At 69.1% G+C, this 24218-nt stretch carries 24 protein-coding genes; 18 read left to right on the top strand and 6 right to left on the bottom strand.

All coding sequences use genetic code 11. The annotated features are described in order from the left end of the window. Positions 1-20 precede the first annotated feature (20 nt). On the bottom strand, positions 21-2249 hold the full coding sequence (locus tag V5F84_RS12110; protein ID WP_394045814.1) for a lytic transglycosylase domain-containing protein: 2229 nt from the start codon (positions 2247-2249) through the stop codon (positions 21-23). A 276-nt stretch (positions 2250-2525) separates the two neighbouring features. On the opposite strand from V5F84_RS12110, the gene dapA reads away from it, so the two are divergent. From dapA to V5F84_RS12125, 3 genes are all read left to right on the top strand, one after another. Next, positions 2526-3425, top strand: coding sequence for a 4-hydroxy-tetrahydrodipicolinate synthase (gene dapA / locus V5F84_RS12115; protein WP_394045812.1), 900 nt, complete (start codon positions 2526-2528; stop codon positions 3423-3425). 60 nt (positions 3426-3485) lie between these two features. Beyond that, on the top strand, positions 3486-3965 hold the full coding sequence (smpB, locus tag V5F84_RS12120) for an SsrA-binding protein SmpB (protein ID WP_348848376.1): 480 nt from the start codon (positions 3486-3488) through the stop codon (positions 3963-3965). A gap of 216 nt (positions 3966-4181) precedes the next feature. Further along, positions 4182-4694 carry a peroxiredoxin gene (locus tag V5F84_RS12125; protein ID WP_394045830.1) on the top strand — a complete coding sequence of 171 codons (513 nt, stop codon included), beginning with the start codon at positions 4182-4184 and terminating at the stop codon, positions 4692-4694. Here V5F84_RS12125 and V5F84_RS12130 read toward each other — a convergent pair. Next, positions 4691-5335, bottom strand: a complete 645-nt coding sequence (locus tag V5F84_RS12130) for a uracil-DNA glycosylase (RefSeq protein WP_394045809.1) — start codon at positions 5333-5335, stop codon at positions 4691-4693. The two genes, V5F84_RS12125 and V5F84_RS12130, sit on opposite strands and share 4 nt — an antisense overlap. A gap of 6 nt (positions 5336-5341) precedes the next feature. Further along, positions 5342-5947 (bottom strand): LabA-like NYN domain-containing protein, encoded by a 606-nt coding sequence (locus V5F84_RS12135; protein ID WP_394045807.1) that lies wholly within the window; start codon positions 5945-5947, stop codon positions 5342-5344. A 203-nt stretch (positions 5948-6150) separates the two neighbouring features. On the opposite strand from V5F84_RS12135, the gene rpoZ reads away from it, so the two are divergent. Beyond that, positions 6151-6537 (top strand): DNA-directed RNA polymerase subunit omega, encoded by a 387-nt coding sequence (rpoZ, locus tag V5F84_RS12140; RefSeq protein ID WP_394045805.1) that lies wholly within the window; start codon positions 6151-6153, stop codon positions 6535-6537. Positions 6538-6652: 115 nt separating this feature from the next. Here the strand turns inward: rpoZ and rimO are convergent, their stop codons facing one another. After that, positions 6653-7987, bottom strand: a complete 1335-nt coding sequence (rimO, locus tag V5F84_RS12145) for a 30S ribosomal protein S12 methylthiotransferase RimO (RefSeq protein WP_394045803.1) — start codon at positions 7985-7987, stop codon at positions 6653-6655. A gap of 401 nt (positions 7988-8388) precedes the next feature. Here rimO and exbB point away from each other — a divergent pair, with 401 nt between their 5' ends. From exbB to mdoH, 12 genes are all read left to right on the top strand, one after another. Continuing rightward, complete coding sequence (gene exbB, locus V5F84_RS12150; protein WP_394045801.1) at positions 8389-9348, top strand: tonB-system energizer ExbB; 960 nt, start codon at positions 8389-8391, stop codon at positions 9346-9348. 3 nt (positions 9349-9351) lie between these two features. Then, complete coding sequence (exbD, locus tag V5F84_RS12155) at positions 9352-9873, top strand: TonB system transport protein ExbD (protein ID WP_394045799.1); 522 nt, start codon at positions 9352-9354, stop codon at positions 9871-9873. Then, positions 9870-10727 carry an energy transducer TonB family protein gene (locus V5F84_RS12160; protein WP_394045797.1) on the top strand — a complete coding sequence of 286 codons (858 nt, stop codon included), beginning with the start codon at positions 9870-9872 and terminating at the stop codon, positions 10725-10727. Before exbD ends, V5F84_RS12160 begins: the two co-directional genes overlap by 4 nt. 228 nt (positions 10728-10955) lie before the next feature. Then, positions 10956-12269 carry a serine hydroxymethyltransferase gene (gene glyA / locus V5F84_RS12165; protein WP_394045795.1) on the top strand — a complete coding sequence of 438 codons (1314 nt, stop codon included), beginning with the start codon at positions 10956-10958 and terminating at the stop codon, positions 12267-12269. 27 nt (positions 12270-12296) lie between these two features. Further along, on the top strand, positions 12297-12794 hold the full coding sequence (gene nrdR / locus V5F84_RS12170) for a transcriptional regulator NrdR (protein ID WP_394045793.1): 498 nt from the start codon (positions 12297-12299) through the stop codon (positions 12792-12794). Between the two features lie 4 nt (positions 12795-12798). Next, entirely contained in the window at positions 12799-13935 is a 1137-nt protein-coding gene (gene ribD, locus V5F84_RS12175) for a bifunctional diaminohydroxyphosphoribosylaminopyrimidine deaminase/5-amino-6-(5-phosphoribosylamino)uracil reductase RibD (protein ID WP_394045791.1), read from the top strand. Between the two features lie 223 nt (positions 13936-14158). After that, on the top strand, positions 14159-14797 hold the full coding sequence (locus tag V5F84_RS12180) for a riboflavin synthase (protein ID WP_394045789.1): 639 nt from the start codon (positions 14159-14161) through the stop codon (positions 14795-14797). 6 nt (positions 14798-14803) lie between these two features. Continuing rightward, a complete protein-coding gene (ribH, locus tag V5F84_RS12185; protein WP_394045787.1) occupies positions 14804-15295 on the top strand; it encodes a 6,7-dimethyl-8-ribityllumazine synthase in 492 nt (163 codons plus the stop codon). After that, on the top strand, positions 15292-15774 hold the full coding sequence (gene nusB, locus V5F84_RS12190) for a transcription antitermination factor NusB (RefSeq protein WP_394045785.1): 483 nt from the start codon (positions 15292-15294) through the stop codon (positions 15772-15774). Before ribH ends, nusB begins: the two co-directional genes overlap by 4 nt. Position 15775: 1 nt before the next feature. Further along, a complete protein-coding gene (thiL, locus tag V5F84_RS12195; protein ID WP_394045783.1) occupies positions 15776-16774 on the top strand; it encodes a thiamine-phosphate kinase in 999 nt (332 codons plus the stop codon). A gap of 140 nt (positions 16775-16914) precedes the next feature. After that, the gene (locus tag V5F84_RS12200; RefSeq protein ID WP_394045781.1) at positions 16915-18462 is read left to right on the top strand and encodes an OpgD/OpgG family glucan biosynthesis protein; all 1548 of its coding nucleotides are present in this window, start codon (positions 16915-16917) and stop codon (positions 18460-18462) included. After that, positions 18450-20672 carry a glucans biosynthesis glucosyltransferase MdoH gene (gene mdoH / locus V5F84_RS12205; protein WP_394045779.1) on the top strand — a complete coding sequence of 741 codons (2223 nt, stop codon included), beginning with the start codon at positions 18450-18452 and terminating at the stop codon, positions 20670-20672. The genes V5F84_RS12200 and mdoH overlap by 13 nt, the downstream gene beginning before the upstream one ends. Here mdoH and V5F84_RS12210 read toward each other — a convergent pair. Both V5F84_RS12210 and V5F84_RS12215 read right to left on the bottom strand, forming a co-directional pair. Next, entirely contained in the window at positions 20654-20881 is a 228-nt protein-coding gene (locus V5F84_RS12210) for a hypothetical protein (protein ID WP_394045777.1), read from the bottom strand. The genes mdoH and V5F84_RS12210 overlap by 19 nt on opposite strands. Positions 20882-20959: 78 nt before the next feature. Continuing rightward, the gene (locus V5F84_RS12215; protein ID WP_394045775.1) at positions 20960-21730 is read right to left on the bottom strand and encodes a hypothetical protein; all 771 of its coding nucleotides are present in this window, start codon (positions 21728-21730) and stop codon (positions 20960-20962) included. Between the two features lie 210 nt (positions 21731-21940). Between V5F84_RS12215 and V5F84_RS12220 the strand changes: the two genes are divergently transcribed. After that, positions 21941-22663, top strand: a complete 723-nt coding sequence (locus V5F84_RS12220; RefSeq protein WP_394045773.1) for a response regulator — start codon at positions 21941-21943, stop codon at positions 22661-22663. Next, entirely contained in the window at positions 22660-24048 is a 1389-nt protein-coding gene (locus V5F84_RS12225) for an ATP-binding protein (RefSeq protein ID WP_394045771.1), read from the top strand. The genes V5F84_RS12220 and V5F84_RS12225 overlap by 4 nt, the downstream gene beginning before the upstream one ends. Positions 24049-24218: the final 170 nt, after the last annotated feature.

Genomic DNA, 24218 nt, shown 5'->3' on the forward strand with positions numbered 1-24218 from the left:
CGGTCCCCTTCAATCGTCTCTCAGCGCGTCGCCCCGCGCAGGTCCGCTTCCAGCTGGGGCCGGGCGGCCCCGCCGAAGCGCATCTTGTAGACCTGGTAGTTCTCCATCACCCGCTGCACGTAATTGCGGGTTTCGGAGAAGGGAATGCATTCCACCCAGTCCACCACGTCCACGTCCGGGTCGCGCGGATCGCCATAACGCTCGATCCATTTGCGCACGCTGCCGCGCCCGGCATTGTAGGCGGCGAACACCAGGATGTAGTTGCCGCCGTAATTGCTCACCAGCTCGCCCAGCTCGGCCGCACCGAACTGGACATTGTAGGACTGGTCGCTCATCAGCCGCGATTCGTTATAGGGCGCGCCGGTCTGCTTGGACACCTCGCGGCCGGCGGCCGGCGTCACCTGCATATAGCCCATGGCCTTGGCGCTGGAGAGCGTGCGCGGGTTGAACTGGCTCTCCTGCCGGGCCACCGCATAGATCACCGCCTTGTCCACCGGATTGCCGATGGAGGTGTAGGACGGCAGGCCGAAGGTGGGGAAGGAGGCGGCATCGAGGGGATGGCCCTCCGCCGAGCCTTCCTTGCCCACCACGAGCACGCCGCGCGTGTCGTTATTGGCCTGGGCGAGATCGGCCACCATGGCGAGATGGGTGGAATCCTCCATGCGCCAGGCGAGGTCGTAATAGATCGTCAGCGGAATATCGCGCTCGCCGATGGCATAGAGCAGGCGGATGGCGCGCACCGGTTCGATGCGGTCGAAGGTGGCGCGAGCCTGGGCGGAGGGCTCCGGCTGGCGACGCAGCGCCACCGGCGGCAGGCCGAGGCGGGCGCGCGACATCTGCCCATAATAAGTGGTGCTGAAGCGGGCCGCCGATTCATAGCGGGCGCGCGCGGTGCCCGTGTCCCCCATGGCCTCCGCCGCCCGGCCCTGCCAATAGGCGGCGCGGGCGAGCGTGATCGGGTGCTTCTGCTCGCTTTCCATGCGCGCGAAATGCTGGGCGGCGGTGCGCGGATCCTTGAGGAAGCGCAGGGCGATCCAGCCGGCGGTGAATTCCTCCTCGGCGCGGTAATTGTCCGAGGTCGGCGTCGCCCCATGGGTGGCGACACGATAGGCGGTCTTGAAATCCCCGTTGTCGAGAAGCTCGCGCGACACGAGGCGGCGCTCGATCCACCATTCGTCCGCATCGCCCACGGCGGCACGCGTGTCGGGCGCGCTCAGCAGCGCCTGGGCGGCCTCGGTGGGGCGGTCCGCGCGGCGGGCGAGCTGGGACTTGGCGAACAGATAGGCCGGGTCGTTGGCGAGCGTGAACGGCACGGCGGCGAGCAGCTTCGCCCCGTCGGTTTCCTTGCGGGCGATGGCGAGGCGCGCCTGGGTGAGCGCCACCACGTCGGAGCCCGCGCGGGACGCGGCGCGCATGGCGCGCTCGGTGTCGGGCTTGTAGCTGAACTTGTCGGCGCGCGCCTTGTGGTCGGCGCGGGTGAGGAGGGGGCCGAACTCGGTCATCACCGTCTTTTCGACGGTTTCGCTCAATTCATCCTCGCGCCACGCCTCGCGCACCAAAGCGGCGGTGGTGGTGCGGTCGCCGGAAGCGGCGAAGGCGCGTGCCAGCGCGATCTTGCCTTCGCCGGAGAGCGGATCGGCCTCGGAGAAGAAGGCGCGGATAACGTCCGGGCTGCGGTTCTCCGCCAGGAGCACCCGTTCCGCGCGGCGGCGCAGGGTGTTCTGCGTCGGCCAGCCGGGCTTGTCCTTCAGGAACGCGTTGATGCCGTCGAAGCCGAGATCGTTCGGCGCATTGCGGATGACGAGCCACGTCACGAGGCTGCGGGCCACCGGATCGTTCAAGTCCCGCGCCATGGCCAGGGCTTGGGTGCCCTGTCCGTTCTTGGCTGCGGTGACGGCGGCGCGCAGCGGGGCAAGCTCGCCGGAGAGGGAGACGGCGGGCGCGCCGGCGGGCGCGAGGGTGAGCGCGGCGGTCGCCGGCTTGGCATTCGGCTTGGAGGCGGCCTTTTTGGACTCGGTCTTTTTCGCGTCGGCCTTCTTCGCATCCGCCTTCTTGGCGTCGGCCTTTTTGGCGTCCGCCTTCTTTGAATCCGCCTTCGCCTTGGACTCCGCGCTCGGCTTGGCGGGGGCGCTCTTCGCGGGCTTTGCGGGCGGCGAATCGGTGGTGTCGGATGCAGCCATCGCCGGCGCGGTCCAGGCGAGGGCGATCGCCAGGGCGGTGCGGGAGATCAGGCGATGGGCAGGCGACATGTTCGTTCCTCACGTCCTGGCGCGGCTCGGGGGAACCTGACGCCGCGCGACCGTGTTCGAGGCCGGATGGTCCGCCGTATTGTTCTCGATCAGCCTTGACGAAATGCTAAGCGGCCGGCGCCGCAAATTTCACGGGTCCACCAGCCTCACGAAACCGGCAAAACGAGGGCCGCAGCTTGCGCGACCCTTTCCGGCCGGCCCGCAACAGTTTATCTGATGCGATCCGCCCGCTGAAACAGGCGTGCGCGAATCGTTTTTCACAACAAGGCACCTGCCATGTCCTCCTCGTCGTCCCTGCCGCACTTCCGGGGTCAGTTTACGGCCCTGGTCACTCCTTTCCGGGATGGTGCGCTGGATGAAAAAGCATTCCGCGACTTCGTCGATTGGCAGATCGCCGAGGGCATCGACGGCCTGGTTCCGGTCGGCACCACGGGCGAGAGCCCGACGGTGAGCCATGAGGAACACAATCGCGTGATCGAAATCTGCGTCGAGCAGGCGAAGGGGCGCGTGCCGGTCATGGCCGGCACCGGCTCTAATTCCACCGAGAGCGCCGTGGAATTCTCGCGCCATGCCGAGAAGGTCGGCGCCGACGCCCTGCTGGTGGTCACGCCCTATTACAACAAGCCCACGCAAGAGGGCCTGTTTCAGCACTTCAAGGCCATCAACGACGCGGTCGGCCTGCCGATCTTCATCTATAATATTCCGAGCCGGTCGGTGATCGACATGTCGGTCGAGACCATGGCGCGGCTGTACGAGCTGAAGAACATCGTCGGCGTGAAGGACGCGACCGCCAATCTGGCGCGCGTGTCCCAGCAGCGCCTGACCCTGGGCACCGATTTCATCCAGTTCTCGGGCGAGGACGCGACCGCGCTGGGCTTCATGGCCCATGGCGGCCATGGCTGCATCTCGGTGGCGTCGAACGTGGCGCCGCGCCTCTCCGCGGAACTGATGGGCGCCTGCCTCGCCGGCGACTTCAAGGCCGCCCTGGCGTTGCAGGACAAATTGTTTCCCCTGCACACCGCCTTGTTCGTTGAGACCAATCCGGCACCGACCAAGTTCGCGCTGTCGCTGCTCGGCAAGATGGCCGAGGACGTGCGGCTTCCCATGGTGCCGGTTTCCGAAACCACCCGTGCGGTCGTGCGCAGCGCGATGGCCCACGCGGGCCTCCTGAACTGAGGTTGAGGGACAGCGCGCGGCGGCAGAGGTCCGCTCTGCCGCCGCCGTCCCCGGATGCAAATGTCAGAAAAAAAGAAGAAAGAACTGCCGCGCAAAGTGGTCGCCGACAATCGGCGTGCCCGCTTCGATTATGAGATCGGCGAGGTCTTCGAGGCCGGCATCATGCTGACCGGCACCGAGGTGAAGAGCCTGCGCAGCGGCAAGGCCACCATCGGCGAGAGCTACGCCGCCGCCAAGAACGGGGAATTGTGGCTCTACAACGCCTATATTCCCGAATATCTGGAAGCCAACCGCTTCAACCACGAGACCCGCCGCCCCCGCAAGCTGCTGATGCACAAGCGCCAGATCGGCAAGCTCGCCCAGGCGGTGGAGCGCGAGGGCATGACCATCGTCGCCCTGAAGATCTATTTCAACGAGCAGGGCCGCGCCAAGGTCGAGGTCGCGATCGGCAAGGGCCGCAAGACCCACGACAAGCGCGAGGCCGTGAAGGAACGCGACTGGGGCCGCGACAAGGCCCGCCTGATGCGGGATCGCGGATAGGCCGCGCACGACGCGCGAGGCGGCTGGATCGCGGGCGCGCCTTTGCGAGAGCATTTTCGAGCAAAGCGGACCCGGTTCGCGTGAAGAAAATGCGTAAACGATCTAGGATACGACACGCCGGGCCGGGCACTCCCCGCACCGGCCAGGAGATGGGGCGGAGCCGTGGCCGACTGGAGCGAACTTCCCGATAATCTTCCGGTGCCCGAGGACGATGGCATGGCGAGCCATCTGCCGGGCCTGGAACTGCCGATCATCCCGCTGGCGGCGACCGACGGTCGGCGGGTGGACCTGTCCAACCTGTCCGGGCGCATCGTGGTCTATTGCTACCCGCGCACCGGCCAGCCGGACACGCCGAACCCGGAGGGCTGGGACGAGATTCCCGGCGCCCGCGGCTGCACCCCGCAGAGCTGCGCCTTCCGCGATCATTTCGAGCAATTGATCGAGGTCGGGGCGCACCACGTGTTCGGTCTCTCCACCCAGGACACCGACTACCAGCGCGAAGTCGCCGAGCGGCTGCATCTGCCGTTTCCGCTGCTGTCCGACCACAGCCTGGAATTCACCCGGGCGATTTCGCTGCCGACCTTCACGGTGGATGGCAAGGTGCTGCTGAAGCGCATCACCCTGATCATCGAGGACGGGGTGGTGGAACACGTCTTCTATCCCGTGTTCCCACCCCACGAGAATGCCGGCAACGTGCTGGAATTCCTGCGCCGCCGGGTGGCCGGCTAGCGGCCGGCGCCGCTCTCCAGATAGGCCCTTGCGGCGCGGAAGACGTCGGCGAACATGGCCGGCGTCAGCACGCCCGTATTGGTGTTGTAGCGCGAGCAATGATAGCTGCCGAACAGGCGCAGGGGGCCGATCTGGGCTTGGGCGCCATGGCCGAACTTCACGCGCGACACCTTTTCGCCCAGCGCGGCGACGGTTGAATCATGGCCGATCTTGCCGAGCGCGATGATCGCCTTCAGGTTCGGCACGGCGGCGATGGCGGAATGGAGGAACGGCCGGCAGGTGCGGATTTCCTCGGTGGTGGGCTTGTTCTCCGGGGGGACGCAGCGCACCGCATTGACGATGCGCGCATCGCGCAATTCCAGCCCGTCGTCGGGGCGCGCCCCATAGGTGCCCGTGGCGAAGCCGAAATCGAGCAGGGTCTGATAGAGCAGGTCTCCGGCGAAATCGCCGGTGAACGGGCGCCCCGTGCGGTTCGCGCCGCGCAGGCCGGGCGCAAGGCCAACGATCAGCAGGCGGGCATCGTGCGGGCCGAAGCCGGGCACGGGAGCGTTGAACCAAGCGGGTTCGGCCGCGCGCCATTGCTCGCGAAACGCCGCGAGGCGCGGGCACAGGGGGCAGTCATGCCCCGGCTGGCGTTCCATCAAGGATCAGGGCTCGTCGGCGTCGGGCAGGGGAGAGCCGCGCCGCTCCAGGAAGCGGGGCGTTTCCTGCATCCGCCCCTGCCGCTCGGCGGGATCGCGGCCGATCTTGGATTGCAGGTCCACGAGATCGAGGAAAATATCCGCCTGCCGGCGCAATTCGTCGGAGATCAGGGGCGGCTGGGTGGAAACGGTGGAGACGACGCTGACCCGAATGCCCTTGCGCTGCAAGGCTTCGACCAGGGAGCGGAAATCGCCGTCGCCGGAAAACAGCACGATATGATCCACGTGGCCGGCGAGTTCCATCGCGTCCACGGCGATTTCGATATCCATGTTCCCGCGCACCCGGCGGCGGCCCTGGGAGTCGGTGAATTCGCGTGCCAGCTTTGTGACCACGGAATAGCCGTTATAATCGAGCCAATCCAGCAGCGGCCGGATGGAAGAGTATTCCTGATCTTCGATCAAGGTCGTGTAGTAAAAAGCGCGCAGCAGATATCCGCGCGACTGAAATTCCTTCAAGAGGCGCTTATAGTCGATGTCGAACCCGAGAGCCTTTGTCGCTGAATAGAGATTGGCGCCATCAATAAGCAGCGCGATCTTTTCCAGTCCATTCATAAAGGGCGTCCAAAACCAAGAGGGAGAGTTTACAAGCTGGAATGGGTATAAAATGGTAATTCCGCCCTTTCTCCGCCAGACTTAAGCGGAGCGCAAGTGAAAAGCCCGCCTGCCCTTGCCGCATCCCGGGCTTTCCTGTAAACAAGCCCTCTTCAAACGAACATCCTACCTTATCTTACCGCGCACGAGGGAGTGCCGAGCCCATGGCCCGTGTCACCGTTGAGGACTGCATCGACAAGGTCGACAACCGTTTCGAGCTGGTTCTCCTCGCCGGCCACCGCGCCCGCATGATTTCCTCAGGGGCGCCGATCACCGTCGACCGCGACAACGACAAGAATCCGGTCGTTGCCCTGCGCGAGATCGCGGATGAGACGGTGAGCCCCGAGGATCTGAAGGAAGACCTCATCCACACCTTGCAGAAGTATACCGAGGTGGACGAGCCGGAACCCGAGACGGTGCCGATGATCGCCTCCAGCGTCGGGTCCAGCGACGATACCGACATCGTGCTCGACCGCATGACCGAGGAAGAGCTGCTGGCCGGCCTCCAGGGCCTCGTGCCGCCCGAGCACACCGACGAGGACGAGGGCTGAACCCTTCGGCCTGCGCGGGTCTGCATGATCTCGCGGGATTTCGGTGATTTTGAACGCGGTCGGCGCCCCCGGCCGCGTTTTCTTTTGGCGCTCTTGCCGTGAAGCGCGCCCGGCCTCAGAAGCCGACGGCGGTGCCCCGCAGGTCGTAGGCGTCCGCCGCCTCGATCTTGACCGAGGTGATTTCGCCCACCCGCAGCGGCCGGCGCGAAGCCACATGCACGCGCCCGTCGATCTCCGGCGCATCGCCCTTGGTGCGGCCGATGGCGCCGGCCGGGCCGACGCTGTCGATGATCACCTGCTGGCGCGTGCCCACCTTGCGCTTGAGCCGGCGCGCGGAAATCGCCTGCTGGGTCTTCATGAAGCGGTCGTAGCGCTCGGCCTTCACCTCGTCCGGCACCGGGGCGGCGATCTCGTTGGCGGGGGCGCCGGCCACCGGCTCGAACTTGAAGCAGCCCACGCGGTCCAGCTCGGCTTCCTTCAGGAAGTCGAGGAGCTCGGTGAATTCTTCTTCGCTCTCGCCGGGAAAGCCAACGATGAAGGTGGAGCGCAAGGTCAGCTCCGGCACCGCCGCGCGCCAGGCCTGCACGCGCGCCAGGGTCTTTTCCTGCGAGGCCGGCCGCTTCATGCGCCGGAGCACGGTCGGGCTCGCGTGCTGGAAGGGAATATCCAGATAGGGCAGCACCTTGCCGCTCGCCATCAGGTCCATCACCCGGTCCACATGGGGATAGGGATAGACATAATGCAGGCGCACCCAGGCGCCGAGTTCGCCCAGCGCCTCGGCGAGATCGAAGAAGCGGGCGGCGCGTTCGCGGTCGCGCCACAGGCTCTCGGCATATTTGATGTCGACGCCATAGGCCGAGGTGTCCTGCGAGATCACCAGCAATTCCTTCACCCCGGCGGCGACGAGGCGCTCGGCCTCGCGCATCACATCGGCGAGGGGGCGGCTCACAAGGTCGCCGCGCAGCTTGGGGATGATGCAGAAGGTGCAGCGATTGTTGCAGCCCTCGGAGATCTTCAGATAGGCGTAATGGCGCGGGGTGAGCTTGATGCCGTGCTCGGGCACCAGATCCAGGAACGGATCATGCTGCGGCGGCACCGCCTCGTGCACGGCGGCAAGCACGCTCTCATATTGCTGGGGGCCGGAGATGGCGAGCACGCTCGGGTGCACCGCGCGGATCTGCTCGGGCTCGGCGCCCATGCAGCCGGTGACCACCACCTTGCCGTTTTCCGCCAGCGCCTCGCCGATGGCCGAGAGGCTCTCGGCCTTCGCGCTGTCCAGGAACCCGCAGGTGTTGACGATCACGAGGTCCGCGCCGTCATGGCCGCGGGAGAGTTCATAGCCTTCGGCGCGCAGCCGCGTGATGATGCGCTCGCTGTCCACCAGGGCCTTCGGGCAGCCAAGCGAGACGAACGAAATACGAGGCGAGGTCTTCGGCGCGAGTTCGGCCATGGCGCGGGGCGCGTTTCCATCAGTGTCAGGAGCGCCGACGCGTTAAGCGAGGACGGGGACGGCGTCAATCCCGCGCCCGGACACGAAGACGGGAAGCGGGCCGCGCCGACCGGCCGTGGCGTGCGTCCGGCGCGGCGAAAACGTGAGGCGGCATGACGCAGCGGTATCCGGGCGCATGGTCGCAGCCGCGAAAAAAGCTTAACGTCGCTCCTTTGATGGCGTAAGAAATGAGTCAGCCAGCCAATCCCCGCAGCGGGTCGCCAGCCAAACCAGCTTTCTTTATTTCTTGCCGGTGAAGCGCGATGTCGACACGCGAATTTTCATGCATGCCCCGCGCATGCGTCCGTTGGGGTTCGATTCTTTCCCTGGTCCTGGCCGGTGCCTTTGCGGCACCTGAAGTGATGGCGCAGCAGCCGGCGCCGCAAGCGCAGGCCGCCCCGGCGGCCTCGCCCGCGCAGCCCAGCTTGCCCGCGCTGCCTGCCTCGCCCGCCGCTCCGCTCTCTTCCGCTCCGGTATCCTCCGCTCCTGTCTCCTCGGCGCCCGGCGCCGCTGCGCCCGGCGCACCTCAGCCGGCGGTCGGCCCCGCTTCGGTCGCTCCCGGCCCGGACGCCCCGCGCGCCGCGCCGGCGGCCCCCGCCGCAACCTCTGCATCGCTGATCCTGCCGCATGATCTTTCGCCCTGGGGCATGTTCATGGCGGCGGATCTGGTGGTGAAGGCGGTGATGCTCGGGCTCGCCTTCGCCTCCGTGGTCACCTGGACCGTCGCGGTGGTGAAGGTGCTCGAACTCATCCTGGCGCTCGGCCAGGCGCGGCGCGGCCTCAAGATCCTGCGCCAGTCGAGCGGGCTCCTGCCGGCCGCCGGCGCGCTCGGCACCGCCAAGACCACCACCAATCGCCTGGTGCGCGCCGCCCTGGCGGAGCTTGAGGCCTCGCGCGGCCTGCCGGCCGAAGGCATCAAGGAGCGGGTGGCGATTTCCCTCAGCCGGATCGATGCCTATGCCACGCGCCGCATGCAGGTGGGCACGGGCCTTCTCGCGACCATCGGCGCGACCGCTCCGTTCGTCGGTCTGTTCGGCACCGTCTGGGGCATCATGAACAGCTTCATCGGCATCTCGAAGGCGCAGACCACCAATCTCGCCGTGGTGGCCCCGGGCATCGCGGAAGCGCTGCTCGCCACCGCCATCGGCCTTGTCGCCGCCATTCCGGCGGTTGTGATCTACAACGTGTTCGCCCGCGCCATCGCCAATTACAAGGCGACGCTCGGGGATTCCTCTTCCGAAGTGCTGCGGCACCTCTCGCGCGATCTCGACCGGCAGGATGCGGGCATCGCCGTGCCGCCCCTGCGCGCGGCGGCGGAGTGAGCCATGGCCGCGAAGCTCGATCTCGGCGGGGACGATCTCGCCGAAAACCACGAAATCAACGTCACGCCCTTCATCGACGTGATCCTGGTGCTGCTGATCATCTTCATGGTGGCCGCGCCGCTCGCCACGGTGGACGTGCAGGTGGACCTGCCGACCTCCAACGCCCAGCCGCAGCCGCGCCCGGACAAGCCGCTGTTTCTCACGGTGAAAAGCGATCTCTCCCTGTCGCTCGGCAATGACCAGGTGCCGTGCGACGGCTTCGGCCGGGTGCTCGACGCCGCCTCGAACGGCGACAAGCAGCAGCGCGTGTTCGTGCGCGCCGACCGCTCCGTGCCCTATGGCGACGTGATGGAGGTGATGAACCTCCTGCGCAACGCCGGCTATCTGAAGGTGGCGCTGGTGGGGCTGGAAGGCGCGCCTGGCGGGGCCGCGCCCGCAGCTCCCGGCAGCGCCGCGCCAGCTTCCGCGCCGCCTGCCGCGCCCTCTGCCGCGCCCGCGTCCGCCACGCCAGGGGCAGGGCGGTGACGACGATCCACCATCCCCATTTTCACTGGCACCATCCCACGCGCGCCGAGGTTCTCGCGTTCGTGGCGCGCTGGGCCCTGGCGGCGCTGGTGATCTTCCTCATCCACGGCGCGCTGGTCTATATCGGCCTCTATTGGCAGCGCGAGCAGGAGGGCGACCTTCCGGCCGCCGCGATGGTGATCGAACTCGCGGATCTCGCGGTGTCCTCGCCCTCGGAAACCCCGGATGTCGCGCCCGGCCCGCCCATGGTGAAGGCGCCCGAGCCAGTGCCCGACGCACCCGACACGCTGGATGATTCGCCCCCGCCGCCCGAGCCGCAGGTGATGGAGAAGGTGGAAGAAGTCTTCGAGCTTCCGCCGCCCCCGCCCATGGCCGAGGTGATGCTGCCCCAGCAGAAGCCGGTGGAGGAGGTGAAGGAAAAGCCGAAGCCGCAGGAAAAGCCCGAGCCGCCGAAGAAGAAGGCGAGCCGCAAGCCCGCCGCGCCGGCCACCACCGCCGCGCCGAAGACCGATGCGCCGGTGGCCGCCACGGCCGCGGCGCCCGCGGTCGGCGCATCCTCCGCCAGCTCGGCGGCGCAGGCGACCTGGCGCGGGCAGCTGATGGCGCACCTCAACCGCTATAAGCGCTATCCTTCCGATGCCAATGGCGACAAGGGCATGGCGCGCCTGCGCTTCACCATCGACCGTTCGGGGCGGGTCGTGTCCTCGAGCCTCGCCGGCTCCGCCGGCTCCGCCGCCCTGGACCGGGAAGTGCTGGCCCTGATCCAGCGCGCCTCGCCCGTGCCGGCGCCGCCGCCGGAAGTCACGGGCAGCACCATCAGCCTCACGGTGCCGGTCAACTTCAACCCGCGCTGATGCCGCGTGGAGCGGGCAGGGCGCGGGCGCGCCCTGTCGCCGCCGCGCCGCGTGCCTTGCGGCGCGCCCTTGTGCCGCGCGCTTCCGCGCGCGCAAGCCAGCCGTGCCGGAAAGGGGGGGGCGCGGCTTTGGACTTGGCCGCTACCCTGTGCTAAGCGACCACCCCTGCCCAAGTTCGCGCCAGCCGTGCCGCGAGCCGGCGCAGCGAAACCCTCGGAGACCACCTTCATGGCCTCGCTCGACGCGAACCGCGCCTCCGTCACGGAGGATCTGACCCGCTTCTTCTCCGCGCCGCTCTCGGAGAGCGATCCCGAGATCGCCGCCGCCATCACCGCGGAGCTCGGTCGCCAGCGCGAGGAAATCGAACTCATTGCGTCCGAGAACATCGTCTCGCGCGCGGTTCTCGAAGCCCAGGGGTCGGTGCTCACGAACAAATATGCCGAGGGCTATCCCGGCAAGCGCTATTACGGCGGCTGCCAGTTCGTGGACGTGGCGGAAAACCTCGCGATCGACCGGGCGAAGAAGCTGTTCGGATGCAGCTTCGCCAATGTGCAGCCCAATTCCGGCAGCCAGGCCAATCAGGCGGTGTTCTTCGCCCTGATGCAGCCCGGCGACGTGTTCCTCGGCCTCAATCTGGCGGCCGGCGGCCACCTGACCCACGGTTCGCCGGTCAACATGTCCGGCAAGTGGTTCACGCCCATCCCCTATGGCGTGCGCGAGGACGACCAGCGCATCGATTACGAGGAAGTGGCGCGGCTCGCCGACCAGCATAAGCCCAAGGTGATCGTCGCCGGCGGCTCGGCTTATCCGCGCATCATCGATTTCGCCAAGATGCGCGCCATCGCCGATTCGGTGGGCGCCAAGCTCATGGTGGACATGGCGCATTTCGCCGGCCTGGTGGCGGGCGGCGCGCATCCGAGCCCGTTCCCCCACGCCCATGTGGTGACCACCACCACCCACAAGACCCTGCGCGGCCCGCGCGGCGGCATGATCCTGACCAATGACGAGGATCTGGCCAAGAAGATCAATTCGGCGATCTTCCCCGGCATCCAGGGCGGCCCGCTGATGCATGTCATCGCCGGCAAGGCGGTGGCGTTCGGCGAGGCGCTCCAGCCCTCGTTCAAGATCTATGCGAAGAATGTGGTGGAGAATGCCAAGGCGCTCGCCGACACGCTGCGCGGCCACGGCTTCGCCATCGTCTCGGGCGGCACCGACACCCATCTGATGCTGGTGGACCTGCGCCCCAAGCGGCTGACCGGCAAGGTCTCCGAGGCGGCGCTCGGGCGGGCCCACATCACCACCAACAAGAACGGCATTCCGTTCGATCCCGAAAAGCCCTTCGTCACCTCGGGCGTGCGTCTCGGCACGCCGGCGGGCACGACGCGCGGTTTCGGGGTGGCGGAATTCCAGCAGGTGGGCCACATGATCGCGGAAGTCCTCGACGTGCTCTCGCAGAAGGGCACGGACGAGGATAGCCTGGTGGAACAGGCGGTTCGCGGGAAGGTGGCCGAGCTTCTCGCGCGCTTCCCCATCTACAGCTGAGCGCGGGGCGCCGGGGGGCTATCCAACATGCGGTGTCCGTACTGCGGAAGCCTGGACACCCAGGTCAAGGATAGCCGGCCGACCGAGGACAATACGGCCATCCGCCGCCGCCGGGTGTGCCCCGATTGCGGCGGCCGCTTCACCACGTTCGAGCGCGTGCAATTGCGCGAGCTGATGGTGTTGAAGCGCTCCGGCCGGCGGGTGCCGTTCGACCGGGACAAACTCGCCCGCTCGGTGGAGATCGCCTTGCGCAAGCGGCCGGTGGAGCCGGAGCGGGTGGAGCGCATGCTTTCCGGCCTGGTGCGGCAATTGGAAAGCCTCGGTGACAGCGACATCACCTCGGAGACCATCGGCGAACTGGTGATGGAAGGCCTCAAGCAGATCGACGACGTGGCTTACGTGCGGTTCGCCTCGGTCTATCGCAATTTCCGCGAGGCGAAGGATTTCGAGAGCCTCCTCGGCGAGCTGTCGAGCGACGGCGAGGGCCGGCCCGCGCCGGTGGCGTCCCCGGCGCGCGAGGACTGATCCCATGGCAGCCCCAGAGGCGGTCATTTCCCCGCAGGAAGACGAACGCCTGATGGCCGAGGCGCTGCGGGTCGGACAGGAAGGCCTCGGCCGCACCTGGCCCAATCCCTCGGTTGGCGCCATTGTCGTGCGGCAGACGCAGCACGGCCCCAGGATCCTCGGCGCCGCCGGCACCGCCCCTGCCGGGCGGCCCCATGCCGAGCCGCTGGCGCTCGCGCAGGCCGGCGAGGGCGCACGCGGGGCGACGCTCTATGTCACGCTCGAACCCTGCTCCCATCACGGCCGCACGCCGCCATGCGCGGATGCGGTGGTCGCCGCCGGCATCAGCCGGGTGGTGGCGGCGATCGAGGATCCCGACCATCGCGTGAAGGGCCGGGGCGTCGCGCGCCTGCGGGCCGCCGGCATCTGGGTCACGGTGGGGGTCGGCGCCGAACAGGCGCTGGAGGATCATGCCGGCCATATCAGCCGCGTCACGCGCGGCCGGCCCCATGTGCTGCTGAAGATGGCGGTTTCCGCCGACGGCAAGGCGGCGCTGCCCGGTCCCCGTCCGGCGGCCATCACGGGGGAGGAGGCGCGCACCCGCGTCCATCTCATGCGCGCCCATAGCGATGCCATCATGGTCGGCATCGGCACCGTGCTGGCGGACGATCCCATGCTCACCTGCCGCCTGCCGGGCCTGGAAGGGCGCTCGCCGGTGCGCGTGGTGCTGGACAGCGATTTGCGCCTGCCGCCGACCTCAGCCCTGGTGCGCACCGCGCAGGAAGTTCCGGTCTGGGTGATCTGCGCGGAGGATGCCCCCCTCGGCCCGGAGCGCATCCTGGTGGATCTCGGGCTCGAAGTGCTGCGCGTGCCGCGCGCGGGCGACGGGCGGCTCGATCTCGGCGCGAGCCTGCATCTGCTCGGGCTGCTGGGCGTCACCCGCCTGATGGTGGAAGGCGGCCCGCACCTGGCCGTTGCCCTGCTGGATTCAGGCCTCGTGGATGAAGTGGCGCTCCTGCGGGGCGCCGGCACCCTCGGCCCCGACGCGCTCGACGCCCTTCCGGGGCGGGCGCTGGAGCGCCTTTCCGCGCCGGTTGGCTTCGTTGAGGTGGAGCGTGCGGACCTTGGCGCGGATCATCTCACGCGGCTGCGCCGACGCTGAGGCCGCTGCGCCCGCCACCCGCGCCAGACGCAGGGGCGCCATGCGCCGCGGCGCCGCGCCCTCGCGAAAAAGGGACGCGATTTTCGCCGCGACATGCTCTAAGGGCGTGACATCTGGCTTTTGCGGCGCACCCTGGCGCGCGCGCCGCGTGGCCGGGCGGTGCCACGGGCGTTCCGGCAGGAACGCGGGTGCCGCCGGGTCCCTATGGATTTGGACGCACACCATGTTCACCGGCATCGTCACGGATCTTGGCCTTCTCACCGAGGTTGCCGCCCATCACGAGGTGCGCACCCTCACCATCGCCTCGGATTATGATCCCGCCGGCATCGCCATCGGCGCGTCGATCGCCTGTTCCGGCGTCTGCCTCACGGTGACGGGCGTGCGCGAGGGCGGCCCCCGGCGCAGCCTCTTCACCGTGGATGCGGCGCCCGAGACCTTGGCCATCACCACGGTGGCGCAATGGCAGGCGGGGCGGCGCATCAATCTGGAGCGCGCGCTCGCCATCGGCGCGGAACTCGGCGGGCATATCGTCACCGGCCATGTGGACGCCATGGCGCGCGTTCAAGCGCGCGAGGATTTCGCCGAGACCACCAAATTCACCTTCGAGGCGCCGGCGGATCTTGCCCGCTTCATCGCCGCCAAGGGCTCGGTCTGCCTCGACGGCACCTCGCTCACGGTGAATACCGTGGACGGCAATTTCTTCACCTGCCTGCTCATTCCCCACACCCTGGCGGTCACCTCCTGGGGGGGCGTGAAAGCGGGCGACGACATCAATCTCGAAGTGGACCTGATGGCGCGCTATGCGGCGCGACTTGCGGAGTTCCCTCGCGGCGCGTACCCCTCGCGCCCAATTCAGGAGTGATTTGACATGGTCAGCACGCGCAACGAGCGCGCAGGCACCGCGGTGGAGCCGGTTTCCGGCGCGCGGGTGCTCATCGTGGAAGCCCGCTATTACGAGGCCTTGGCCGACGAACTGCTCGCCGGCGCGCGCGCCGCGCTGGAAGCGGCCGGGGTCGACGTGGAGGTGGTGACGGTGCCCGGCGCGCTGGAGATTCCCATCGCCGCCGAGATCGCCATGGACGGCGCCGAAATCAGCGGCGAGCCGATCGACGCCATCGTCGCGCTTGGCTGCGTGATCCGGGGCGAGACCTATCATTTCGAGATCGTGGCGGGCGAATCCGCGCGCGGCCTCATGGACCTCGGCCTTGCCCATGCGATGCCCGTGGGCAACGGCATCCTCACCGTGGACACCGAGCCGCAGGCCTGGGAGCGCGCGCGCGTCTCCGAGGGCAACAAGGGCGGCGGCGCGGCCGAGGCGGCGCTGAACCTGCTGCGCCTCAAGCGCCGGGTGTCGGAATGAGCGAGACCGCGCCGAAACCCATGCGCAAGAGCCTCGCCCGCCTGGGCGCGGTGCAGGCGCTCTATCAGATGGACGTGGCCGGCACGCCGGTGAACGAGATCTTCGCCGAATTCCAGAGCCATTGGCTCGGGCAGGAGGTGGAGGGCACGCAATATCCCGACGCCGACGTGACCCTGTTCAAGGACGTGGTGGAAGGCGTGGTGCGCGACCAGCGCACGCTCGACCCCCTGGTGGACAAGGCGCTCTCCGACGGCTGGCCGCTGCGCCGCGTGGAAGTGGTGCTGCGCGCGGTGCTGCGCGCGGGCGCGTTCGAGCTGTCCGCGCGCCCGGACGTGCCGGCGCGCGTGGTGATCGCGGAATATGTCAATGTCGCCGGCGCGTTCCTCGACCGCGACGAGACCGGCATGGTCAACGCCGTGCTGGACGCCCTTGCGCGCGACCTGCGCGCCGGCGAATTCGCCCGCAGCGGAACCGATTGAGATGGTCGCGGACGGCGGTTCGGGCGAGGATGCTTTCATCGGCCGGTTCTTCCGGCCCATCGCCACGGACGCCGCCGCGCGCGGGCTGCTGGACGATGCCGCCATCCTGACCCCGCCGGCCGATTGCGACCTGGTCCTGACCAAGGATGCCGTGGTCGCGGGGGTGCATTTCTTTCCCGAGGATCCGCCGGCTTCCATCGCCCGCAAGGTGATGCGGGTGAACCTCTCCGACCTGGCCGCCAAGGGTGCCCGCCCGCTCGGCGCGCTGCTGGCGCTCGCCTTGCCGCGCGACGTTGCGCCGGAATGGATGGAAGCCTTTTCCGCCGGCCTCGGCGCCGATGCGGATCTCTACGGCTGCCCGATCCTCGGCGGCGACACGGTGCATACGCCGGGGCCGCTCACGCTCTCGATCACCGCCTTCGGCGCCGTGCCGCGCGGGCGCTTCGTGCCGCGCACCGGCGCCCGGCCGGGTCAGGCGATCGTGGTCTCGGGCACCATCGGCGATGCGGCGCTGGGGCTGCAATGGCGGCTCGATCCGGCGCGGCCGGGCTTCGCGAACCTCGATCCCGTGCTTACCGCCCATCTTGCCGATCGCTATCTGCATCCCCAGCCGCGCCTGGCCCTGGCCGGCGCGCTGCGCGACCACGCGGCCGCGGGCATGGACGTGTCCGACGGGCTCGTGGGCGACGTGGCGAAGATGCTCTCGGCCTCCGGCTGCGGCGGCCGGATCTTTGCCGCGCGCGTGCCGCTCTCGCCCGCCGCGCGGGCGGCGGTGACGGCGGAGCCGGCGCTGTTCGCCACCGCCCTGACCGGCGGGGACGATTATGAGATCGCCGCCACAATCCCGCCCGGGGAGGTGGAGGCCTTTCTCGCGGCGGCGCGGAAGGCCGGCGTGCCCTGCACCATCATCGGCGAAACACGCTCCCACGGCGGGCTCGACCTGCTGGACCAGGCCTGCAACCCCATGGTTCTGGAGCAGCTCAGCTTCAGTCATTTCTGAGCACCGCCCCAGAGCGGTCGCGAGCGCGCCCTGATGCCGCCATTGCGCTGCGGAACCAATCCCCACGCCCACCGTTAAGCTGCGGCATCGCACTCTCAGGGAAGGCGATCTGCGGCACCTTCGCATTATGAGGCTCGTCCATGCATCGACGCCAGGTCGTCAAGGCCGCCGCTTTCTTTCCGCTCATGGGGGCGCTCGGCGCCTCGTTCTTCGGCGGGCTCGCGGCGCAGGCGCAGGCGCAGACCCCCGCCCCGGCGGGAGAAGGCACACCGTTCGATGCCTATACGGTGCGCCAGCTCGCCCGCGAGCGCGCGGCCAAGGCCTATAAGGCGGGCGACCAGAAGCTGCCCTCCCAGCTCGACAAGCTGAGCTACGACGATTACCGCAACATCCGCTTCAACCCGGACAAGGCGCTCTGGCGCGGCGAGAAGCTGCCGTTCGAATTGCAGATGTTCCACCGCGGCTTTCTGTTCCGCGACCGGGTGGACATCGCCATCGTCGCCGACGGCAAGGCGCGGCCGCTGGCCTATTCCCCCGAGCTGTTCAATTTCGAGCACAATGTCGCGGCGCCGGACCCCAAGGACAATCTCGGCTTTTCCGGCTTCCGCCTGCACGCGCCCATGAACCGGCCGGATTATTTCGACGAGGTCGCCGCCTTCCAGGGCGCGAGCTATTTCCGCGCGGTCGGCAAGGGGCAGGTCTATGGCTCCTCCGCGCGCGGGCTTTCGGTGAAGACCGGCGATCCCGGCGGCGAGGAATTTCCGCTGTTCGTCGCCTATTGGATCGAGCGGCCGAGGCCGGATACGGATTCGGTCGTGGTGCATGCGCTGCTGGACAGCCCGAGCGCGGCGGCGGCGTTCCGCTTCACCATCCGCCCCGGCGATCCCACCGCCATGGCGGTGGAGATGAGCCTTTATCCCCGCGCCGACATGGACCAGGCGGGCATCGCGACGCTCACCTCCATGTTCTTCTTCGCCCCCAACGACCGCAACGACGTGGACGATTTTCGCCCCGCCGTGCGCGATGCCGAGGGGCTCGCCATCATCAACGGCCGGGGCGAGCGGCTGTGGCGGCCGCTCACCAATCCCAAGCGGCTGGAGGTGAGCCAGTTCGTCGATTCCAACCTGCGCGGCTTCGGCCTGATGCAGCGCCAGCGGTCCTTCTTCGACTATCAGGACCTTGAAGCGCGCTACGAGAAGCGCCCGAGCGTGTGGGTGGAGCCCATCGGCGATTGGGGCGAGGGCGCCGTCCACCTCATCGAGATTCCCACCCGCGAGGAGGTGCACGACAATATCGTGGCCTATTGGCGGCCCAAGGAGGTGCTGCGCAAGGGCGGGGAATATGCCTTCACCTATCGCCTGTACTGGGCCTGGGATCATGGCGAGGCGGCCCCGCCGGCCCGCTTCGGCGCCACCCGCACCGGCGTCGCCGGCACCGGACGCCTGTTCGTCGTGGATGTGGTGGGCGACAAGCTGAAGGACATGGACATCGCCACCCTGCGCGCCGAGGTTTCGGCCAGCGCCGGCGCGGTGAAGGATCTGGTGTTGCAGCCCAATCCGGACATCCAGGGCTGGCGGCTCTCGTTCGTGCTCGATCCGCAGAATGCCGAGCTGGCCGAGCTGCGCGCTCAGATCCTGCGCGACAAGGACGCGGTTTCCGAAGTCTGGGTCTATCGATGGACAGCCTGACGAACCCGCGCATCGCGCCGGCCGGCGTGGTGCCGCCGCCCGAGGCCGTCGCGCCGGCGCTGCCCCCGCCGGCGCCGCTCGCCATGCCGGTGCAGTCGCTCTCGGTGCGGCCGCCCCCCGCCGGCCGGCCCGAGACCGCGCCGGCCGGGCTCGTCTGGCGGCGGGTGCTGGTGATCGGCGGCGCGATCGCCATGACCGCCTATGCGGCGTGGGAAATGTATCTGGTGCTGTCGGTCGGCGCGCTCTCCTGGCTGGAAGGCGTGGTGCTGGTGCTGTTCGTGATCCTGTTCGCCTGGATCGCGTTTTCCTGCACCAGCGCACTGAGCGGCATGTTCTCCCTGCTGCGCCACGGCGCCGGGCCGCTCGGCATCGATCCAAACGCGCCCTTGCCGGAGGTGACCGCCCGCACGGCGCTGCTGATGCCCTGCTATAACGAAAGCCCGGCGCGGGTGATGGCGGGGCTCCAGGCCACGTACGAATCGCTCCTGGCCACCGGGCAGGGGGAAAGGTTTGACGTCTTCATCCTCTCCGACACCACCGATCCCGACGTGTGGATCGCCGAGGAGGCGGGCTATCTTGCCCTGCGCGCGCGCACCGGCGGCGCGGGCCATCTCTTCTACCGGCGGCGCGCGAAGAATATCGACCGCAAGGCCGGCAATATCGGCGAGTGGGTGACGCGCTTCGGCGCCGCCTATGAGAGCATGATCGTGCTCGACGCGGACAGCGTCATGACCGGCGACGCCATCGTGCGCCTGGCCGCCGCCATGGAGCGCAATCCCGGCGTGGGGCTGATCCAGACCCTGCCGATCATCGTCGGCGGGCGCACCCTGTTCGCGCGGCTCCAGCAATTCGCGGGACGGCTCTACGGGCCGCTGCTGGCGCACGGCCTCGCCTGGTGGCACGGCAGCGACAGCAATTATTGGGGCCACAATGCCATCATCCGCACCCGCGCCTTCGCGCAATGCGCCGGCCTGCCCCATCTGCGGGGCCGCAAGCCCTTCGGCGGGCATATCCTGAGCCATGATTTCGTCGAGGCGGCGCTGATCCGGCGCGGCGGCTTCGCGGTGCACATGGTGCCCGCCCTCGAAGGCAGCTACGAGGAAGGCCCGCCTTCGCTGACCGACCTTGCGGTACGCGATCGGCGCTGGTGCCAGGGCAATCTCCAGCACGCCGCCGTGCTGCCTGCGCGCGGGCTCGCCTTTGTCAGCCGCCTGCATCTTCTGACCGGCATCGGCTCCTACATCACGGCGCCGCTTTGGCTCGCCATGCTCGCGGCCGGCTTGCTGGTGTCGTTGCAGGGGCGGTTCGTGCCGCCGGATTATTTCCCCTCGCAATTCTCGCTGTTCCCGAGCTGGCCCGCGCAGGATCCGGTGCGCGCCGCCTGGGTGTTCGCCGGCACCATGTCGGTGCTGCTGGCGCCGAAGCTGATCGCCTATGTCCTGATGCTGTGCGACGGCCGCCGCCGGCGCGGGTTCGGCGGCGGCATATTGGCCTTTCTCGGCGTGCTGCTGGAGACCCTGTTGTCCGGCCTGATGGCGCCGATCATGATGATCATCCAATCGGCGGCGGTGGCGAGCATCCTCATGGGCCGCGATTCCGGCTGGCAGCCCCAGCGGCGCGACGACGGCTCGGTGCCGCTCGGCGACCTGCTGCGGCGCTACGGCTTTCACACCCTGCTCGGCCTCGCCCTCGGCGCGGTCGCCTATCTGATCGCCGCGCCCCTGTTCTGGTGGATGAGCCCGGTGATCCTCGGCCTCGTGCTCGCCGTGCCGCTGGTGGCGCTCACGGCGTTGCGCGGCGCGGGGACCGGGTTGCGGCGGCTCGGCCTTCTCATGGTCCCCGAGGAGCGCACGCCGCCGCAGGTCTTGGAGCGGGCGGGCGAAATCGCCGAGCGGCTGGCGGTGGACCTGCGCGCGGGCGAGGCGGTGGCCCGGTTGCGGGGCGATGCGACTCTGAGGGCGGCCCATCTCGCCTTCCTGCCCGACGGCGGGATGCGCCGGCGTGGGGATTACGCCCCCGAGCGTCTGGTGGCGCGGGCCAAGATCGCCGATTCCGCGAGCCTGCCGGAGGCGCTCGGCGCGCTTTCCGCGCGGGAGAAAGCGGCCGCCCTCGGCGATGGCGAAGCGCTCGCCGGTCTGCTCGCGCTCGCGGATTCGCGCGACCGCGACCCGCTCCCGGAAAGCACGCCGGCTCAGCAAGGCGCCGCGTGACGGCGCGCCGGTGCGGTTTCGCCCGGCAATAGCGCCGCCTGCCGCAACGCATCCACCACCGTCTCGGCGCACGAGACGCTGTCGTTGCGCGCCCATTGGGTCGCGTCCTCCCACACCCGGTGGTAGGTGCGCTCGTAGATCAGCTTCGCGACGAATTCCGTCACCTCGGCCTGCGCGCGGTCCCGGGATGGATTGTGGTTCGGTGTCATGTGGGCTCCGTGTGAAACCGGGAACGGGCACGGCTGCGTCCGCTCCGGGATGGGCCCCCGCCCGTGGTGTGCGTGGGCTCAGGGCGCGGGATGGGGGCGCCGGGCCGCCGCGTCCTCGTCCGGGACGGGATGTTCCCCACTGGTGTGCGGATCACGCCCGCCTGTGCGTTCCTCCGGCGGCCGGTGCCCCGCCATCGGCGGGGCGAGCGGCGCGCCGAAGGCGAAGGCGAGCGGACCGCGCGGCGGGCCGGGGGGCAGGGCCGCCGAAAGATCTGCGGCGCGGCGCAACTGGTCGTCGGTGAGCTTGGTCTTCAGCGCCGTAAGCGCGTCCAGAACCGCCTGGGCCTTCACGCCCTGTTCGGCCATCCGGCCGGCGATCGCCTCGGCCCGCGCGAAGGCTTCCGGCTTCGGCTCCTCCCGGGGCGGCTGGAGCAGCGCCAGCACGGCATTGGTATAGGCGCGCCACGCATCGAGTTGGTCGGCGCGGATGCCGATGAAGGTCTCCATCGCCGCGAGCGCGCCGGCGGCCATCACCTGTCCGCCGAGGGGCGCGGGACCCGCGAACGGGCCGGATCCGGGGACATGCGGCGGGGTGCCGTCGCGCGGCGCGGCGCGCCCGGCGCCGTCCGGCTGCCGGTCGCGCGGGCCGGGCGGGGTGGCGTCGGCCAGTTGAACCGCCCGCGGGCCCATGGCGAACCGGGTCGTTCCCTCGCTGGCTGAAAGGCGGTCCGTGCTCTTCGCCGCAACGCTGGCGCCATCGGCGAAGGCAAGGCCGCCGGCCGCGAAGCCGGCCACGCCGATGCCGAGCGCCAGCACCACCGAGGGGGCGAGAATGGCCCGTTTCAACATATGCGTCGTCCTCAGGTCGTTTTCGATGACCGGACGGTGCGCCCCGGCAATTGCCCCGCTGTGGCGGTTGGTTTCCGTATGTTTCCAGATTTCGGGGATTTGTGAGCGGCCGTTGCTGGGCGCATGATGGCAACGGAAAATTGCAATCCACGGGCCGATCCTTTCGCCGGCTGCGCTAGAGCATCGGGGACTGCAACGGGAAACATTCGGGTGGAAGCGGCTCCGCACATTCTCGTGGTCGATGACGACCATGAAATCAGAAAACTGCTCGGCCGCTATCTCGCGAGCCAGGGGTTTCGCGTGTCCCTGGCCGCGACCGGCCGGGAGATGGAAGAAAAGCTCACCACAAACCGCATCGATTTCGTCGTGCTGGATCTCATGCTGCCCGATGCCTCGGGCCTGGACCTGTGCCGGTCGCTGCGTTCGCGCTCGCGGGTGCCGATCATCCTCCTGACCGCGCTCAAGGAGGAGGTGGACCGCATCATCGGCCTTGAGGTCGGGGCGGACGATTATCTCGGCAAGCCGTTCAACGCGCGCGAGCTGGTGGCCCGCATCCGCGCGGTGCTGCGGCGCATGCACGACGTGCCGCCCGATCCCGGCCTCGCGCAGAAATACAGCTTCTGCGGCTTCACCGTGGAGCGCGCCGCGCGCCAGGTGCTCGATGCCGAGGGCGTGGACCTGGCCTTCACCGCCGCCGAATTCGACCTGCTGCTCGCCTTCCTGGAACGGCCCGGCCGCATCCTGTCGCGCGACCAGCTGCTGGACATCACCCAGGGCCGGGAGGCGGGTCCGTTCGACCGGTCCATCGACGTGCTGGTGAGCCGGCTGCGGCGCAAGCTCGGCGATGCCGGCTCGTTCCAGATCCTGAAGACCCAGCGCAACGGCGGCTATCAGTTCGCGGCGCGGGTGGAGATGCTCGAGACCGCCCCGTGAAATCCCTGCGCGCGCGGGTCACCGCGCTTTTGGTGGCGGCAATCCTGCTCGTGGTGGTGCTCGCGACCGCGATCTCCCTGCTGGTGATCGGCCGGCCGCGTCCGCCGCGCGACGTGTCCATCAGCGCGAGCCAGCTGGCTCTGGTGCTGCGCATGGCCGAAAGCGGCGCGCTGCCGGCGGGCGGCTTCGGCGCGATCGGCGAGGAAACGCCCGACGGCATGGTCGATCCGGCCGCCTCGCGCATGATCACGGATGCCCTCGCGCGGCAGGGACTCGCCCGCGCGGTGACGGTTCTGGCCCCGAACCCGGGACCGATGCCGGAACCCGGCCCGAGCCCCGCTGCGGATGGCGGTTCGGGCGCGCCACAGGGCGCGGCGCCGCCCGGCGGGCGGGACGGGGAGGAGGAGGGGCGCGGCCTCATCGCCACGGTGCGCCTGAGCGACGGACGCTGGCTCAAATTCCCGCTCCAGCAGCACATGATGCCGCCGCCTCCCAGCATTCCCTACGGCCTGCTCGCGTGGCTCGCATTGGTCGCGCTCGGCGTGACGGGTGTGGTGGCGGTGGCCGTGCAGCGGCTCATGCGGCCGCTGGCGCTCATCGAGCAGGCGGTCTCCCAGGTGGGGGCCGACGGGGCATGGCCGCATCTGGAGGAGACCGGCTCCACCGAGGTGCGGGCCGCCGCGCGCACCATCAACACGCTCTCCAATCGCCTGAAAATGGCCATGGAAAGCCGCATGCGCATCGTCGCGGCGGCGGCCCACGACCTGCGGACCCCGCTGACGCGCCTGCGCCTGCGGGCGGAATTCCTGGAGGACGAGGACGAGCGCGAGCGCTGGTTCGCCGACCTCGCGGAACTGGACCACATCGCCGACAGCGCGATCCGTCTCGTGCGCGAGGAAGTCAGCGGCCTGCCGGACGAGGTGGTGCCCCTGGACGAGCTGGTGAAGGCGGTGGTGCGCGAGACCGTGCAAAGCGGGCTCGCCGCCGAGCTGGTGGAGGCTAATGGCGTGAACGTGCGCGGCAAGCCGCTCTCGCTCAAGCGGGCGATTCGCAATCTGGTGGTGAATGCGGCCACCCACGGGCGCGGCGCGCGGGTGCGCGTGTGGGCGCGGGAGGGGCGCGCCATCCTGCGGATCGAGGATGACGGGCCGGGCATTCCCCAGCATCTCATGGCGCAGGTGTTCGAGCCGTTCTTCCGCACCGATCCGGCCCGGCAGGTGACGATACCCGGGGCCGGGCTCGGCCTCGCCATCGCCCATGAGATCATCCTGCGCCACGGCGGCGCGCTGGCGCTCAGCAACCGCGCGAGCGGCGGACTGGCCCAGCAGGTGGATCTGCCGGCGCTGGGAGAACCTGAGGATAGCGCGGACCGCGATGCCGCGTGATTCAACGAGGCATCGCATTGCACCTGCCGCATCGCCAGGCGAACCGACGACCCGTTGGCCCGAAAACGCGCCCTTGGGTCCGATCGACCTTCGGGGGCGCGGTGTATCCGCGAAGGGCCCGAGGCCAGGTGCGCGCGCTTGTCGTGCCTTCACCGTTCGTCACGGCCGGG

The sequence above is a fragment of the Roseixanthobacter liquoris genome (assembly GCF_043195135.2).
Taxonomy (GTDB): domain Bacteria; phylum Pseudomonadota; class Alphaproteobacteria; order Rhizobiales; family Xanthobacteraceae; genus NCEH01.

Coding starts and splice junctions, on each gene's coding strand:
- rimO (WP_394045803.1), bottom strand. CDS start 7,987: ATGGCCGAACTCGCGCCGAAGACCTCGCCTCGTATTTCGTTCGTCTCG.
- V5F84_RS12135 (WP_394045807.1), bottom strand. CDS start 5,947: ATGAATGGACTGGAAAAGATCGCGCTGCTTATTGATGGCGCCAATCTC.
- V5F84_RS12180 (WP_394045789.1), top strand. CDS start 14,159: ATGTTCACCGGCATCGTCACGGATCTTGGCCTTCTCACCGAGGTTGCC.
- ribD (WP_394045791.1), top strand. CDS start 12,799: ATGGCAGCCCCAGAGGCGGTCATTTCCCCGCAGGAAGACGAACGCCTG.
- nrdR (WP_394045793.1), top strand. CDS start 12,297: ATGCGGTGTCCGTACTGCGGAAGCCTGGACACCCAGGTCAAGGATAGC.
- ribH (WP_394045787.1), top strand. CDS start 14,804: ATGGTCAGCACGCGCAACGAGCGCGCAGGCACCGCGGTGGAGCCGGTT.
- V5F84_RS12210 (WP_394045777.1), bottom strand. CDS start 20,881: ATGACACCGAACCACAATCCATCCCGGGACCGCGCGCAGGCCGAGGTG.
- exbD (WP_394045799.1), top strand. CDS start 9,352: ATGGCCGCGAAGCTCGATCTCGGCGGGGACGATCTCGCCGAAAACCAC.
- thiL (WP_394045783.1), top strand. CDS start 15,776: ATGGTCGCGGACGGCGGTTCGGGCGAGGATGCTTTCATCGGCCGGTTC.
- V5F84_RS12200 (WP_394045781.1), top strand. CDS start 16,915: ATGCATCGACGCCAGGTCGTCAAGGCCGCCGCTTTCTTTCCGCTCATG.
- V5F84_RS12110 (WP_394045814.1), bottom strand. CDS start 2,249: ATGTCGCCTGCCCATCGCCTGATCTCCCGCACCGCCCTGGCGATCGCC.
- rpoZ (WP_394045805.1), top strand. CDS start 6,151: ATGGCCCGTGTCACCGTTGAGGACTGCATCGACAAGGTCGACAACCGT.
- glyA (WP_394045795.1), top strand. CDS start 10,956: ATGGCCTCGCTCGACGCGAACCGCGCCTCCGTCACGGAGGATCTGACC.
- V5F84_RS12215 (WP_394045775.1), bottom strand. CDS start 21,730: ATGTTGAAACGGGCCATTCTCGCCCCCTCGGTGGTGCTGGCGCTCGGC.
- V5F84_RS12125 (WP_394045830.1), top strand. CDS start 4,182: ATGGCGAGCCATCTGCCGGGCCTGGAACTGCCGATCATCCCGCTGGCG.
- exbB (WP_394045801.1), top strand. CDS start 8,389: ATGGCGCAGCAGCCGGCGCCGCAAGCGCAGGCCGCCCCGGCGGCCTCG.
- smpB (WP_348848376.1), top strand. CDS start 3,486: ATGTCAGAAAAAAAGAAGAAAGAACTGCCGCGCAAAGTGGTCGCCGAC.
- mdoH (WP_394045779.1), top strand. CDS start 18,450: ATGGACAGCCTGACGAACCCGCGCATCGCGCCGGCCGGCGTGGTGCCG.
- dapA (WP_394045812.1), top strand. CDS start 2,526: ATGTCCTCCTCGTCGTCCCTGCCGCACTTCCGGGGTCAGTTTACGGCC.
- nusB (WP_394045785.1), top strand. CDS start 15,292: ATGAGCGAGACCGCGCCGAAACCCATGCGCAAGAGCCTCGCCCGCCTG.
- V5F84_RS12130 (WP_394045809.1), bottom strand. CDS start 5,335: ATGGAACGCCAGCCGGGGCATGACTGCCCCCTGTGCCCGCGCCTCGCG.